We start from the raw sequence: 14,036 nt of genomic DNA on the forward strand, positions 1-14,036 counted from the left end.
GCTGTCTCTTATTATTGTTGCTGTTGTGGCGTCCAGCCCACCGCTGCTCCGGTGTCATAGCGCAAGTCCACATACTCTATCCCTTTATCACTGTTTAACAATTCAGGATAAAGCGTTAAAAATCGTTCAATGCGCTCCATGATTGAGCGCCGTCCAAGCTCAAGTCGAATACCATTCTCTAACTCTATTCGCCATGATCTACGCGAATTTAGTGCCACATCGGTAACTATTAGCCCATAAGGTTCAAGTCGCTGCTGTACCGCTTTCCATTGCTCCATCACTGTATGGCTACTGCCTTCCGGCCCCGCCAACATCACTAAGCTATCTAATGCATCAGAGCGAGCAACAAAAACTTCACCATAATGATTGAGCAGTGCATCACCATGCCAGCGTGCTAATGGCTTATGTTCGACTAAATAGATTTTTAATGTATCGGGCCACTGTTTACGTACAGCTGCACTGGATACCCAAGGAAGTGCTTCTATCGCGGTTTGAATCTCCGTGACATCCTGAGTCATAAAACTGCCCAGATCACCTACCTGTAATATCGCCTCACGAACATCGTCCGTTGCCAAGTAGGTTAGCTCTCCCTGTACAATAAGATTAGCTAACGGTAGCCGATTTGCATCAGTCATCCACTGAATAACCGCGGCAATCAACCCACCAATAAGCACTACAACCAGCGCAAAAAAACTCAATGAGCCATAATGTTGCCAATTTACAGGGCCTTCTGGTGTTCTTGCTATCTCTGTCATGCACTCCGCTTCACATGTTTACGTGGCAGAGCCGCCAAAAGTGGACCGATTATACCGACCGAATTGACGCTCTCCAACTATTGTAATGCTATTCCACCAATTTAGTGCAAACAAACTAACGTTTTTTGTTGATTTAATCTTCACATTTCACAAATTTGATAGTGTCATAAGCTCAATCACTTACACTTCCTTCTGTTGCATATTTGTGATGTTCAATTCTAAATCCGTTAATTCACGGGCAACTTTACCAATATCTCCGGCGCCTTGCGTCAGAACTAAATCATTATCTTGAATAATATTGGCCAGTGTTGCAGGTAAGTTCGCTCTATCTGCAACAAAGATTGGATCTATCTTGCCACGATTACGAATGGTACGGCACAATGCACGTCCATCCGCACCAGGAATTGGATCCTCGCCTGCCGCGTAAACATCTAACATTAGCAGCACGTCAACTTTATCAAGGACATTAGCAAAGTCATCATAGAGATCACGAGTCCTGCTATAGCGATGTGGTTGGAATACCATAACTAAACGCTTATCTGGCCAACCCGCACGTGCGGCCGCGATGGTAACATCAACTTCACTCGGATGATGGCCGTAATCATCAACCAACATGACTTGACCATTGCCACTCGCAAACTCACCCATGCAGTCAAAGCGACGACCTGTTCCGCCAAAAATCGCCAATGCACGCAAAATGGCATTATCATCAACCTCTTCTTCTGTCGCCACCGCAATCGCTGCTGCTGCATTCAGAGCATTATGTCGACCTGGTACATTTAACGTAATATTCAGCGTCGGCTTATCACGTCGCTCGACAGAAAAGTGTCCTTGGTGGCCTTCCTGACGATAGTGGCTAATCCGTACATCAGCATCTGCTGAGAAGCCATAAGTGACGACTTGGCGTGCAATTTGTGGAATCAACTCTCTAACCACAGGATCATCAATACATACCACTGCTAGACCATAAAACGGCAAATTATGCAGAAAATCTATAAATGTTTGTTTCAAAACATTAAAATCCCCACCATATGTGTCCATATGATCCGCTTCGATATTGGTGACGATGCTAACCATTGGTTGCAAATGCAAAAACGATGCATCACTTTCATCAGCTTCCGCAATCAAATAGCGACTAGAGCCTAAACGAGCATTAGTCCCTGCGCTCTTAACCAAACCACCGTTAACAAATGTTGGATCCAATCCCGCTTCGGAGTAGATCTGCGTAACCATCGCAGTAGTGGTCGTCTTGCCGTGTGTGCCAGCTACCGCTATCCCGTGACGGTAACGCATCAGCTCTGCCAGCATTTCAGCACGGCGAACAACCGGAATTCGCATTTCACGGGCAGCCACTAACTCAGGGTTAGTCTGATCAATCGCTGTCGATACCACGACAACACTCGCACCTTGAATATTGCTCGGTTGATGACCAATAAAAACCTGCGCCCCTTTACTCTCTAAACGGGCGGTGACCGGATTGGCCGCAATATCAGATCCACTGATCTGATACCCTTCGTTAATCAATACTTCAGCAATACCACTCATGCCGGCGCCACCAATACCCACAAAGTGGATCCGCTTTACCCGACGCATCTCTGGCACCATGGTTCTAATTTTTGCTAATTGTTGATTATCGAGGTTGCCCATTACATTTCTCTCATTATTTTGCTAGCGATGATATTACATCTGCGACCTGACGGTCAGCATCGATGATCGCCATATTTCGTGCTCGATTTGCCATCTTCAGCAAACGGTCACGGTTTAATAGTGTTAACTGCTCAGCCAGTTTTTCTACTGTCAGTTCTGGTTGTTCAATCATTACCGCTGCGCCCGCATCGACTAAATAGTCTGCATTCAATGCTTGCTGGCGGTCTTTATGCATAAAGGGCACAAATACGGCGCCCAATCCGGCAGCTGCCAATTCAGAGACAGTCAACGCGCCTGAACGACAAACGACCACGTCAGCCCACGCGTAAGCCTCTGCAACATCATCAATAAACTCGGTTACGGTTACGTCACAGCCTGCCTCTTGATAGGCTTGCTCTACACTCGACTGATTTCCGCTGCCAGCCTGATGGCGAACGACAACATTGTTGCCTAGCAACGCCGCAGATTGAGGTACGATTTGGTTTAGAATACGTGCACCTTGACTGCCGCCCATAACTAATACACGTAATGCTCCGTCACGCTGTGCAAAGCGTTGGTTCGGTTCTGGCAGAGCGACCACATCTTGTCGAACTGGATTGCCGACCACAGGGCTCGCTGGAAATGCGCCAGGAAATGCTTGCAAAACGGCTTTGGCAAATTTTGCTAACCATTGATTGGTTAACCCTGCCACCGCATTTTGTTCATGTAAAATGACCGGGACACCTGATAGCCACGCCGCGACCCCGCCCGGGCCACTGACATACCCGCCCATGCCCAACACAGCATCCGGTTGAAATCTGTCGATATGCTTTTTGGCCTGCCAAATAGCACCCAAGATTTGAAATGGTGCCCCAATCAAGCGTCTAATACCTTGACCTCGTAACCCTTTCACACGAATAAAATCAATCTCTATTCCATGTTTAGGCACCAATTGTGCTTCCATTCTGTCTGCCGTACCTAGCCAGCGGATCTCCCAACCTTGCTCTTTAAGATAAGTCGCGACGGCTAACCCAGGAAAGACATGCCCACCGGTTCCACCAGCCATTACTAAGAGGCGTTTACTCTTTTTCTCTGTCATTTTTGTCACTACTGTCTTTGTGCAACTTATCCATTGCAGCAATACGCTGCTCATGATCAATTCGCAACAGCAGTGCGACCGCTGTTGCCATTACAAATAAACTGGAGCCACCGTAGCTGATCAGTGGCAACGTTAAGCCTTTGGTGGGCAGCAAGCCGGATGCAGCGCCGACATTGACTAACGTTTGAAATGCAAACAAAAATGCAAGACCGATAGCAATATAACCACCGAAGAGCAGCCCACTCTCCATGCTACGACGACCAATCACTAACGCTTTATAAACGAGAGCAAAGAGCAAAAACAAAACAAAACAGACCCCAACCAAACCAAGCTCTTCTGCCAAAACAGAAAACACAAAGTCGGTATGCGCTTCGGGCAAGTACTCAAGTTTTTGAATCGAATTTCCTAGTCCCTGCCCCAACCAGTCGCCACGACCAAATGCCATCAACGATTGTGTTAGCTGATAACCACTTCCATATGGATCACTCCACGGATCCATAAAAGAAACCAGACGTTGCATGCGATAAGGGGCAGCAACAATCATCCCCCCCACAGCCAGCCCTGCCGCCATTAGCAGCATGATAAACTGCCACAGTTTAGCGCCGGCCATAAACAACATGCCAATGGTGATCACCAGCATCACAACAAAAGAGCCAAAGTCGGGCTGCACCAATAATAGCGCGCCCATAATGGCTAACACTGCCATCGGCTTAAAAAAACCACTGTAAAAATTATTACGCACCGCTTCATGTCGGCGAACGAGATAGCCGGCTAAAAAGACCAGCAGCGAGAGTTTGGCCAACTCAGCAGGCTGTAAGTTAAACAGCCCCAACGGGATCCAGCGCGTCGCGCCGTTCACAGAACGCCCAACAAGTAGCACTACAACCAATAAGATTAGTGAGATCAACAATAACGGGGCGCTAAATTGTTGCCAACGAGCGAGCGGGATCTGCACTATCACTGAGCCGATAATCAGCGCCCCCAATAAAAAGACCCCATGTCGGATAGCAAAGTAGAGCGGTTGGCCAGTTAAGCGGCTAGCGACAGGCTCAGACGCCGAGGTCACCATGACAATTCCGACAATCATTAAAGAGAAAATTAACCACAGTAGCTGGCGATCATACCAACACGGCGTAGCTGGCTCTCGAAACCAGCGTTGTCCTTTTGCTGTGACCATCGCGAGTGACTCCATCATGCCGATACAGTTTTCCCACTATAGTGCTTTGCCAACTGGGTAAAGTGTTCGCCACGCAACATAAAGTTACCAAACTGATCGAGACTGGCGCAGGCTGGTGACAGTAAGACCATATCCCCGTGTTGAACACGAGAACTCAGCAAAGCCATTGCTTCATCCATTGTCTCGGTTTGCACACTATTTGCGGTTAAAGGCATGAAAGCATCCGCATCGCGCCCATAGCAATAGAGGGTGACATCAAGCCTACCAAGAATCGGAGCTAAAGCAGAAAAATCAGCACCTTTACCATCGCCACCGACGAGCAAATGTAGATGGCCGTCCAACACTAAGCCATCCAACGCTGCTTGGGTACTCGCCATATTGGTTGCTTTTGAGTCGTTAACCCAACGAACCCCATTCCCTGCCGCAACCAGCTGACAGCGATGTGGCAAGCCGCCATAATGGCGCATCGCACGGACAGCGCCAGCACGAGAAAAACCGACTGCATCGGCCAGCGCTAACGCAGCTAAACAGTTAGCGACGTTGTGTCGTCCCACCAGAGCCACCTCAGAGCAAGCAAGTACTGGCTTACCGTGTGCCATCAACCATTCGCACCCATCCTGCATTGAAACTGAGTATTGGCTCAGCTCAAAGCCAAACGTACGTATAGGAAGTAGCGGGTTGCTTGGCCATGTGGCTGACTCCTTTTGGTTTACAACGGCCAATGCTGCATGCTTAAAAATGCGCTGTTTCGCATTCGCATACGCATCAAAATCAGCGTAACGATCCATATGATCTTCGCTCAAATTTAAATACGCTGCCGCAGTCAACGCAAGGGTCGAGGTGGTTTCTAACTGAAAACTCGACAACTCCAAGATATAAACATCATGCCCCTGCACCAAGAGATCCAGAGCTGGTGTGCCGATATTACCCCCCACACCCACACTCACTCCAGATGCTTTGCCCATCTCACCCAGCAAACTGGTCACTGTACTCTTTCCGTTTGAGCCAGTAATGCCCACCACAGGCTTATCACATGCCCAAGCAAAGAGTTCAATATCACCCACAATCGGGATGCCAGCTTGCGCAGCCTGTTGCAACTCTGGCGTTGCTAAAGCGATGCCTGGACTTGCAACGATAAGATCAGCAGCCAAGAGCCACTCCATCTGCCAACTTCCGCTACAAAGCTCTACCCCGTGCGGTAATTGCTCAACGCCAGGAGGCTGCGCTCGTGTATCAATGATCCGAATATCTAGCGTCTTTTCTCTACGCAAAAGATGACGAATAACAGAGAGCCCGGTGATACCGAGCCCAATAACAACAACCCTGTCGATCGCAGTCCATTTATTCATTAACGTACCTTCAACGTTGCCAGCGCGATCAGTACCAGCATCAAGGTAATAATCCAAAAACGGACAATAACACGCGGCTCTGGCCAGCCTTTTAGTTCATAATGGTGATGAATTGGCGCCATACGGAAAATCCGTTGACCACGCAGTTTATAAGAACCAACCTGCAAGATAACGGAGACGGTTTCCATCACGAAAACCCCACCCATGATCACCAACAGTAACTCTTGTCGAACTAACACTGCAATCGTTCCGAGTGCACCACCAAGCGCAAGTGAACCCACATCACCCATAAAGACTTGAGCTGGGTAGGTGTTAAACCACAAAAAGCCTAATCCGGCACCCACAATCGCGGTACAGACAACGACCAATTCACTCGCATCACGCAAGTAAGGGATATGTAGGTAGTTAGCAAAATTTACGTTACCCGTCGCCCAAGCAACAAACGCCATACCACCCGCGACCATAACCGTCGGCATGATCGCCAAGCCATCAAGGCCATCAGTCAAGTTAACGGCATTGCTGGTACCAACAATAACAAAATAGGTAAAGACAATATAAAACAAGCCCAGCTGCGGCATGATATCTTTAAAGAACGGCACCACCAGTTGTGTTGCCACCGTATCCTGCCCGTGCCAATAAAGTGCAAACGCCACGACGAGCGCAATCACTGACTGCCAAAAGTACTTCCAACGCGCAACGAGACCATCGGTATTCTTACGCACCACTTTGCGATAATCATCAACAAAGCCGACAGCGCCATAACCAAGCAGTACGGTTAATACCGCCCAAACATACGGATTGGATAAATCGGCCCACAACAACACGGTAATGGTAATGGCGGCCAATATCATCACCCCGCCCATCGTTGGGGTGCCACGCTTACTAAAGTGAGATTCAGGCCCGTCATGACGCACGACTTGGCCTATCTGTAACATCTGTAAACGTGCAATTAAGCGTGGGCCCATCCACAATGACATTATCAATGCGGTCAATATGCTGACAATCGCTCGAAAAGTCAGGTATTCAAATAGGCGGAAAAACGGTACATACTGCTCTAACAGCCCCGCTAACCAAAAAATCATTGCACAGTCTCCTGCAACGCAGCGACGACTTCTTCCATCTGTGAACTACGGCCACCTTTGACCAACACAGTGACAGATTGAGTCGACATTGACGCTAGCTTGTCTTTTAAAAAATGAATCAAGTGTTGCTTATGCTCAAAATGGTGTCCTCCGGTCGCTGAACTTATCGCTCGGCTCTCCACACCATAAGTGAGAATCATATCAAAATGCTTTTCAGCCGCGTATTCTGCAACATTTTGATGCAAATGGGCACTCTCATTACCGAGTTCTTTCATATCACCGAGCACAAGTACACGCTGCCCTTGATAATTTGCCAATAAATCGATCGCTGCTTTAACTGCGGCGACGCTGGCATTATAGGTATCATCAATAACCGTTAAGGTATCGGTCAAACGCTCAGCATGTACACGTCCTTTAACGTCACTTTTTACCATTAATCCAGCACGGATCTCTGACAAACTTGCCCCTGCCTGTTGCGCCAACGCAGCGGCTGCCAATGCATTCGCGATATTATGTTGACCCGGAATAGACAACTGAACGGCAATAACACCTTGCGGAGAATGCAAATTAAACGAAGGGATCGCCGCTTCATCCATCGATATACCCGTCGCGTAATAATCCGCTTGCGTATCATTCACAGAAAAGGTGAGAACACGATGCGTCGCCAAGCCTTTCTGCCAACACGTTAAGTCATGGCTGTCTCGGTTAACAATGGCAATGCCATCCGCGGTCAAACCGTGAAATATTTCGCCTTTCGCCTTCGCTACGCCTTGCATAGAACCGAAGCCCTCAAGATGCGCTTCGGCTAAATTGTTGATCAACGCCACCTGTGGCTTAACTAAGCGTGTTGTATAGTCAATCTCACCGAGATGATTAGCTCCCAGCTCGATCACGGCATATTTATGTTGCGGCGTTAAGCGTAGTAACGTTAACGGGACACCAATATCATTATTAAAGTTCCCGGCCGTGGCCAGCACATTGGCTTGTTCGGAAAGAATTGAGGCAGTCATCTCTTTTACCGTGGTTTTCCCGCAGCTTCCCGTCAACGCTAACGTAAAGGGAGCTAACTCGGTACGTAACCAAGCGCCCAGTTGCCCTAGTGCAAGGCGGGTATCTTTCACCACCAGCTGCGCAATGGGGTACGGCATTTCACGTTCAACTAGAACAGCACTGGCTCCGGCTTGTTGCGCATTTTCGATAAAATCATGTGCATCAAAGCGTTCACCTTTTAATGCCACAAATAAGCAACCTGATGCCAGTTGGCGTGTATCGGTTGAAACAGCGTCAATGGTACAGTCTTGCCCAATTAGCTCTGCTCCAAGGGCTTCACTCAATGTACGTAAAGAGACCGCTATCATGCTGTTCCCCCCAAGATCGTCGCGGCAGTTTCACGATCTGAATAATGAATGGTTTTATCTGCCAGTACCTGATAATCCTCATGTCCCTTTCCGGCGACCAAAACAATATCATCAGCACTGGCTTGAGTGACAGCGAACTGTATGGCGGCATGGCGATCATGACGAACCATTACCGCATCAGGCTCATTAACACCGGTCAGCATATCGGCAACAATCGCCTTAGGATCCTCACTGCGCGGATTATCATCGGTCAAGATAACCTTATCGGCATGCTTTTCCGCTACCGCAGCCATCATTGAACGCTTACCCTTATCACGGTCACCGCCGCAGCCAAAGATACACCAAAGCGTCCCCTGACAATGAACACGTAATGCCTGTAACGCTTTTTCAAGTGCGTCTGGAGTATGAGCGTAGTCGACCACTAGCATAGGTTTGTCAGGCTGATGAAAAACTTCCATTCGGCCAATCACCGCACATAGCTTTGGTGCTGTCGCAAGTAGCCCTTGCAACGAATAGCCTTGCGCTAACATTGTTGCCATCGCGAGTAATAGGTTGCTGACATTAAATGCCCCGACTAACGGTGCTTGGATACGCCCTTGCCCCCAACTGCTATCAATCTCTACCTGCATCCCCGCAGTAGTCAATTCAACATGAGTTGCAACAAGATAAGTATGCCCTTCGACGTATGTCGATTCAGGGGTAGCTGATACCGCAATCGCATCTGGCAGCTGCGCCAACCACGCGTTCCCCACAGGATCGTCAACATTAATCACTTTGTTATGGGTTTTATGTTCGGTAAATAGCGTCTGTTTTGCGGCCGCGTACCCAGCCATATCACCATGATAATCCAAATGGTCGCGGCTAAGGTTAGTAAAGACCCCCACCTGGAACTCTACCGCTTTAACCCGATGCTGAACCAACCCATGCGATGAGACTTCAAGTGCCACTGTTGAGGCCCCTTGCTGCTGCATTTTAGCCAACCAAGCTTGAATATCGACGGCACTGCCAGTGGTATTGGCTGCCGCAGTAAATTGTCCCAGCAATCCGTTACCGGTCGTTCCCATCACGCCACAGCAATCCCCCATCAAGGTGATCCATTGCGCGATAAGTTGGCTTATCGTAGTTTTCCCATTGGTCCCTGTAATACCAATGACTTGAGGTGGTGTCTGATGACAAAAGTAGAAGCGCTGCGCTATCGCCGATAACGCCTCGTTAAGCTTAAAAAAGCGAATAACTGGCATTTCGCCGATCCACTCCACCTTTCCGTGCTGTTCGGCTTCAGCTACATGGGATAATACGGCACTCGCCCCGGCCTGTTGCGCGGCGGCAATAAACTGATTGCCATCACACTGATGCCCGATCACAGCAATAAACATATCGCCTGATTTAACTTCACGGCTATCAATTTGCAGTTGTTGTATCTCGATCGACGCCAAACGGGAATCGCATGGTTCAAACCAAGGAAGCAACAAGGCTTCAATATTGGGCTTATTAGCTCTCGGCATGGGTACGGCCTTGTATTGTTACGATATTCATGTCACTACCCCCAGCATCTGGCGGTATATTCAAAATCTGTAATGCGCTACGCATGACTTCGGAGAAAATTGGTGCTGCCACTTGACCACCGTAGTATTGATCGCCTTGCGGCTCATTGACGACCACCACCAGTGCTAATCGAGGTTGGCTAATGGGGGCTAACCCCGCAGTTAAGCCGACGTATTCGTCCCCGTATCCGCCGCTGACCGCTTTTACTGAAGTCCCGGTTTTGGCACCTACACGATAGCCCGATACCGCAGCACGCGTCGCGCTTCCTCCCTGCTGGGTGACACTTTCCAACATATTGAGTAGCTTACGGGTGTTTTCTTCACTGGCGACACGAACGCCGGGCGAGTCTTGCTCTAGCTTAATCACGGAAAGAGGGCGCGCGATACCAAGCCCACCGAGTGTGGTATAGGCACGAACTAACTGAATTGGCGTGACCGATAAGCCGTAACCAAATGAAATAGTGGCGCGTTCAAAGTCAGACCAACGATTTCGGTAAGGGAAAATGCCTTGGCTTTCGCCGATCAAGCTGATGCCGGAACTCTCTCCGAGCCCAACACTGGCATAAAAAGCCAATAGCTCTTGAATTGGCATCGCCAATGACAACTTACTAACGCCGATATTGCTCGATTTTTGCAATATTTTTTGTAAGTTAGCTTCACCCGCTTTAGAGACATCGCGCACTCGGCTACCACCAATTTGCATAATGCCATTCCCCGTATCAATCACCGTGTCTTCATTAGCGACTCCGTTCTCCATTGCCGCTAATACGACAAAGGGCTTTACGCTCGAACCCGGCTCCATCGCATCGGTAATCGTGCGATTTCGCATACGGTAGCTCTGCCATTCAGTTCGATTGTTCGGGTTATAAGATGGACTGTTAACCATGGCTAAGACTTCACCGGTGGTCACATCTGTCATAATGATTGAGACCGAGGTGGCTTGATAATCCACCACCGCCTGTTTGGCGGCTCGATAGGCGACCGCCTGAATACGTTGATCAATACTGAGCTGTAACGGTTTGCCTTGTTCGCGCTCCCTGACCGAGATGTTTTCAACCACCCGACCATAACGATCTTTGCGCACGGTGCGCGCGCCAGGCTCTCCCGACAGCCAGCCGTCATAGGTGCTCTCTATTCCCTCAAGCCCACGGCCGTCAATGCCGGTCACACCAATTAGCTGAGAACTGACTTCGCCAGCGGGGTAATAACGACGGGATTCATCTCTTAGGCCAATGCCCGGCAAATTAAGCCCTTCAACGTAGGCAGCCATGGCAGGACTGACCTGACGCTGTAAATAAACAAAGCGTCTTGATGGGTTGGCAGTAATGCGGGTTAATAACGTGTCATGCTTTAGCGCTAAGACATCCGCGAGTGCATGCCAACGTTCCACATCGCCTAAGCCACGCTCAGCGATAACTTTGGGGTCAGCCCATACCGCTCGAACAGGAACGCTAACGGCCAGTTGCTCATTATTGCGGTCAGAAATGATACCACGTGAAGAGGGCAGGGCTTTAACCCGTAAAGAGCGTAGATCACCTTCTTGGCGCAAGCGACCTGGCTCTAATACTTGAATATAAGCAGCGCGTCCAACCAGAATGGCAAAGGCAGCAAACATACCAAAACAAACAAGGTAGTAGCGCCAACGAATAAACGCTGATGATGGAGAGCGCGATGGAACATTTTTCTGATTCATTAATATACGATCACTTCCTGATCTGTCGCGGGACGCTGCATCAACAATCGATCCTCTGCCAACTCTTCGACTCGACTATGTTCCGTTAATGCACTTTCTTCTAATAGCTGATTACGCCATTCGATATCAAGCGCATCCTGCTGCAGCAGTAGTTGCTCTCTCAATGAAATCAACTCACGTGTATTATGCGTCACTAAAACGACCGCAAGCGCGCTAAGTAAAATCAGAACAGACAAAAATAGCGGCATTCGTCCAACATTCAGCAGATCAGAAAGAATATGCCGAGCCAAGTTGAAGTTCTGATCTTTTTCCATTAGTCGAGCTTCTCTGCGATACGTAGCACTGAACTTCGCGAACGAGCATTGTGGCTAATTTCTGTTTTTGATGGCTTAATCGCTTTACCGATCGGCTTCATCGACGCACTACCTAACGCTTTGATCTGCGCTTCAGTCAGCGGCAGTCCACGTGGCACTTCAGGCCCTTTACTTTGTTTGCGAATAAAGCGTTTCACCATACGATCTTCGAGCGAATGGAAGCTAATAACGGATAAGCGGCCTTGAGGCGCTAATACAGACAGCGCACCGTTTAAGGCAATATCAATCTCTTCCAGCTCACTATTGATGTAGATACGGAAAGCTTGAAATGCGCGTGTTGCTGGGTGTTTATGTTTGTCTTTAAACGGCACAGCATTGTCAATTAACTTCGCCAACTGCAAGGTTCGGGTCAGCGGTGGTAGCTCTTCATTTTCGCGATGCTCAACAATGGCGCGAGCTATACGTTTACCAAAGCGATCTTCACCAAACTCTTTAATCACCCAAGCGATGTCTTCTTCGTCAGCCGTCAGTAACCAATCTGACACGGAAACGCCGGAGGTTGGATCCATACGCATATCTAAAGGCCCATCACGCATGAAACTAAAACCACGTTCAGCATCATCAAGCTGGGGGGATGAAACACCTAAATCCAACAAAACGCCATCAATTTTCCCATCTAACCCACGCTCAGTGACATAGGTCGCGACACCAGAAAATGGACCATGAACGATCTCAAACCGTGGATCGTCAATCGTTGCAGCTTCTGCAATGGCCTGTGGATCGCGATCAATCGCAATCAAACGTCCCTGCTCACCGAGTTTAGATAAAATATGGCGGCTATGCCCACCACGACCAAATGTGCCATCAACATAGATGCCATCTGGTTTAATCGCGAGTCCATCGACAGACTCATGGAGTAATACAGAAATGTGTGCAGGGTTATCTGACATAATCTTCTTAACTTATAATGAAAAATCACTCAAACGGCTGGATAAAGACAGATCCGTTTGAACGGCAATATCTTGGGTAATTTGTTGCTGCCATCGTGCTTGGTGCCAAATTTCAAACTTATTGAGTTGGCCAACAAGAACATTTTTTGTATCCAGTTCAGCATATTCACGCAGTGCTGGAGCTATCAGTATCCGACCTTGACCATCAAGCTGACATTCACTGGCGTGGCCTAAAATCAAGCGCTGTAAACGACGTTCAGCATCATTTAAGCTAGAAAGCTGGGCTAAGCGACGCTCAACTTGCTCCCACTTGTTCATGGGATAGAGCAGCAAACAAGGAAAATGATGATCAATCGTACAAACAAACTGACCCTCGCAAGAACGAAACAACATCTCACGATAGCGTTTAGGGATGGCGAGCCGCCCTTTACCATCCATAGAGACGACGTTAGCGCCTCGAAGCATCATCTTTGCTGACCTTTCTCGACACGAATCACCACTTTTCCCCACAAAAAACCACTCTAAAGTTTACGTTTGCCCCTATGCTTTAGCAAGCCAAGAGCCGTAATTATGCGGAATACTCCCGGTTAGATTATCCCGAACAATGCCAACTTATTGAACTCAAAATGGTTTGGTATGACAGAAAACTAACAAAAAAAGGGGCAATGCCAATGCATTGCCCCTATCAATGAGGTGAGTAGCTCGATAAGCCGGGTTCTGTACCGCTATTGCGGTGGTAATCATTCGTCTAGGCCTACAATCGCTCGCAGGCTCAAGCAACCTACCCGTTCCCAACGTGGGCCACGCCATACGGGAACCTATTTGGTCTTGCTCCGGGTGGAGTTTACCGTGCCACGAACTATTACTAGCCGCGCGGTGCGCTCTTACCGCACCCTTTCACCCTTACCTGTGCCTCGAAAGGCCATCGGCGGTATACTCTCTGTTGCACTGGTCGTGGGCTTGCGCCCCCCAGACGTTATCTGGCACCCTGCCCTGTGGAGCCCGGACTTTCCTCCCCTTCGTCAGTCTCCCAAAGGACATCAACGAAGCAGCGATTACCTAAGCTACTCAGGCGGCGGATAATACAGG

The 14,036-nt window shown here is 48.7% G+C and carries 12 protein-coding genes and 1 other RNA gene; all 13 read right to left on the reverse strand.

All coding sequences use genetic code 11. From position 1 onward, the window contains the following. Positions 1-11: 11 nt before the first annotated feature. Positions 12-755, reverse strand: a complete 744-nt coding sequence (locus ACKLNH_RS04825) for a cell division protein FtsQ/DivIB (protein ID WP_413111108.1) — start codon at positions 753-755, stop codon at positions 12-14. 180 nt (positions 756-935) lie between these two features. Next, complete coding sequence (murC, locus tag ACKLNH_RS04830) at positions 936-2,402, reverse strand: UDP-N-acetylmuramate--L-alanine ligase (RefSeq protein WP_413111109.1); 1,467 nt, start codon at positions 2,400-2,402, stop codon at positions 936-938. A gap of 13 nt (positions 2,403-2,415) precedes the next feature. Beyond that, positions 2,416-3,480 (reverse strand): undecaprenyldiphospho-muramoylpentapeptide beta-N-acetylglucosaminyltransferase, encoded by a 1,065-nt coding sequence (gene murG, locus ACKLNH_RS04835; RefSeq protein ID WP_413111110.1) that lies wholly within the window; start codon positions 3,478-3,480, stop codon positions 2,416-2,418. Next, positions 3,461-4,675 (reverse strand): cell division protein FtsW, encoded by a 1,215-nt coding sequence (gene ftsW / locus ACKLNH_RS04840; RefSeq protein WP_413111111.1) that lies wholly within the window; start codon positions 4,673-4,675, stop codon positions 3,461-3,463. The genes murG and ftsW overlap by 20 nt, the downstream gene beginning before the upstream one ends. Next, complete coding sequence (murD, locus tag ACKLNH_RS04845) at positions 4,672-6,006, reverse strand: UDP-N-acetylmuramoyl-L-alanine--D-glutamate ligase (RefSeq protein ID WP_413111112.1); 1,335 nt, start codon at positions 6,004-6,006, stop codon at positions 4,672-4,674. Before murD ends, ftsW begins: the two co-directional genes overlap by 4 nt. Next, the gene (gene mraY, locus ACKLNH_RS04850; protein ID WP_413111113.1) at positions 6,006-7,088 is read right to left on the reverse strand and encodes a phospho-N-acetylmuramoyl-pentapeptide-transferase; all 1,083 of its coding nucleotides are present in this window, start codon (positions 7,086-7,088) and stop codon (positions 6,006-6,008) included. The genes murD and mraY overlap by 1 nt, the downstream gene beginning before the upstream one ends. Then, entirely contained in the window at positions 7,085-8,446 is a 1,362-nt protein-coding gene (gene murF / locus ACKLNH_RS04855; RefSeq protein ID WP_413111114.1) for a UDP-N-acetylmuramoyl-tripeptide--D-alanyl-D-alanine ligase, read from the reverse strand. Before murF ends, mraY begins: the two co-directional genes overlap by 4 nt. Further along, on the reverse strand, positions 8,443-9,951 hold the full coding sequence (gene murE, locus ACKLNH_RS04860) for a UDP-N-acetylmuramoyl-L-alanyl-D-glutamate--2,6-diaminopimelate ligase (RefSeq protein ID WP_413111115.1): 1,509 nt from the start codon (positions 9,949-9,951) through the stop codon (positions 8,443-8,445). Before murE ends, murF begins: the two co-directional genes overlap by 4 nt. Continuing rightward, positions 9,938-11,683 carry a penicillin-binding transpeptidase domain-containing protein gene (locus tag ACKLNH_RS04865; protein WP_413111116.1) on the reverse strand — a complete coding sequence of 582 codons (1,746 nt, stop codon included), beginning with the start codon at positions 11,681-11,683 and terminating at the stop codon, positions 9,938-9,940. Before ACKLNH_RS04865 ends, murE begins: the two co-directional genes overlap by 14 nt. Then, entirely contained in the window at positions 11,683-11,997 is a 315-nt protein-coding gene (ftsL, locus tag ACKLNH_RS04870; protein ID WP_413111117.1) for a cell division protein FtsL, read from the reverse strand. Before ftsL ends, ACKLNH_RS04865 begins: the two co-directional genes overlap by 1 nt. Next, positions 11,997-12,947 carry a 16S rRNA (cytosine(1402)-N(4))-methyltransferase RsmH gene (gene rsmH / locus ACKLNH_RS04875; protein WP_413111118.1) on the reverse strand — a complete coding sequence of 317 codons (951 nt, stop codon included), beginning with the start codon at positions 12,945-12,947 and terminating at the stop codon, positions 11,997-11,999. The genes ftsL and rsmH overlap by 1 nt, the downstream gene beginning before the upstream one ends. Positions 12,948-12,959: 12 nt before the next feature. After that, the gene (gene mraZ / locus ACKLNH_RS04880; protein ID WP_413111262.1) at positions 12,960-13,412 is read right to left on the reverse strand and encodes a division/cell wall cluster transcriptional repressor MraZ; all 453 of its coding nucleotides are present in this window, start codon (positions 13,410-13,412) and stop codon (positions 12,960-12,962) included. A 225-nt stretch (positions 13,413-13,637) separates the two neighbouring features. Then, positions 13,638-14,018, reverse strand: an RNA gene (gene rnpB / locus ACKLNH_RS04885) — RNase P RNA component class A. Between the last annotated feature and the right edge of the window lie 18 nt (positions 14,019-14,036).

The sequence above is a fragment of the Thaumasiovibrio clandestinus genome (genome assembly GCF_047250365.1).
Classification (GTDB): domain Bacteria; phylum Pseudomonadota; class Gammaproteobacteria; order Enterobacterales; family Vibrionaceae; genus Thaumasiovibrio.

Excerpts from the sequence above, each read along its gene's own strand:
- ACKLNH_RS04865 (WP_413111116.1), bottom strand. The coding sequence starts at position 11,683 with ATGAATCAGAAAAATGTTCCATCGCGCTCTCCATCATCAGCGTTTATT.
- murF (WP_413111114.1), bottom strand. The coding sequence starts at position 8,446 with ATGATAGCGGTCTCTTTACGTACATTGAGTGAAGCCCTTGGAGCAGAG.
- murE (WP_413111115.1), bottom strand. The coding sequence starts at position 9,951 with ATGCCGAGAGCTAATAAGCCCAATATTGAAGCCTTGTTGCTTCCTTGG.
- murD (WP_413111112.1), bottom strand. The coding sequence starts at position 6,006 with ATGAATAAATGGACTGCGATCGACAGGGTTGTTGTTATTGGGCTCGGT.
- murC (WP_413111109.1), bottom strand. The coding sequence starts at position 2,402 with ATGGGCAACCTCGATAATCAACAATTAGCAAAAATTAGAACCATGGTG.
- ACKLNH_RS04825 (WP_413111108.1), bottom strand. The coding sequence starts at position 755 with ATGACAGAGATAGCAAGAACACCAGAAGGCCCTGTAAATTGGCAACAT.
- mraZ (WP_413111262.1), bottom strand. The coding sequence starts at position 13,412 with ATGCTTCGAGGCGCTAACGTCGTCTCTATGGATGGTAAAGGGCGGCTC.
- ftsL (WP_413111117.1), bottom strand. The coding sequence starts at position 11,997 with ATGGAAAAAGATCAGAACTTCAACTTGGCTCGGCATATTCTTTCTGAT.
- mraY (WP_413111113.1), bottom strand. The coding sequence starts at position 7,088 with ATGATTTTTTGGTTAGCGGGGCTGTTAGAGCAGTATGTACCGTTTTTC.
- rsmH (WP_413111118.1), bottom strand. The coding sequence starts at position 12,947 with ATGTCAGATAACCCTGCACACATTTCTGTATTACTCCATGAGTCTGTC.
- murG (WP_413111110.1), bottom strand. The coding sequence starts at position 3,480 with ATGACAGAGAAAAAGAGTAAACGCCTCTTAGTAATGGCTGGTGGAACC.
- ftsW (WP_413111111.1), bottom strand. The coding sequence starts at position 4,675 with ATGATGGAGTCACTCGCGATGGTCACAGCAAAAGGACAACGCTGGTTT.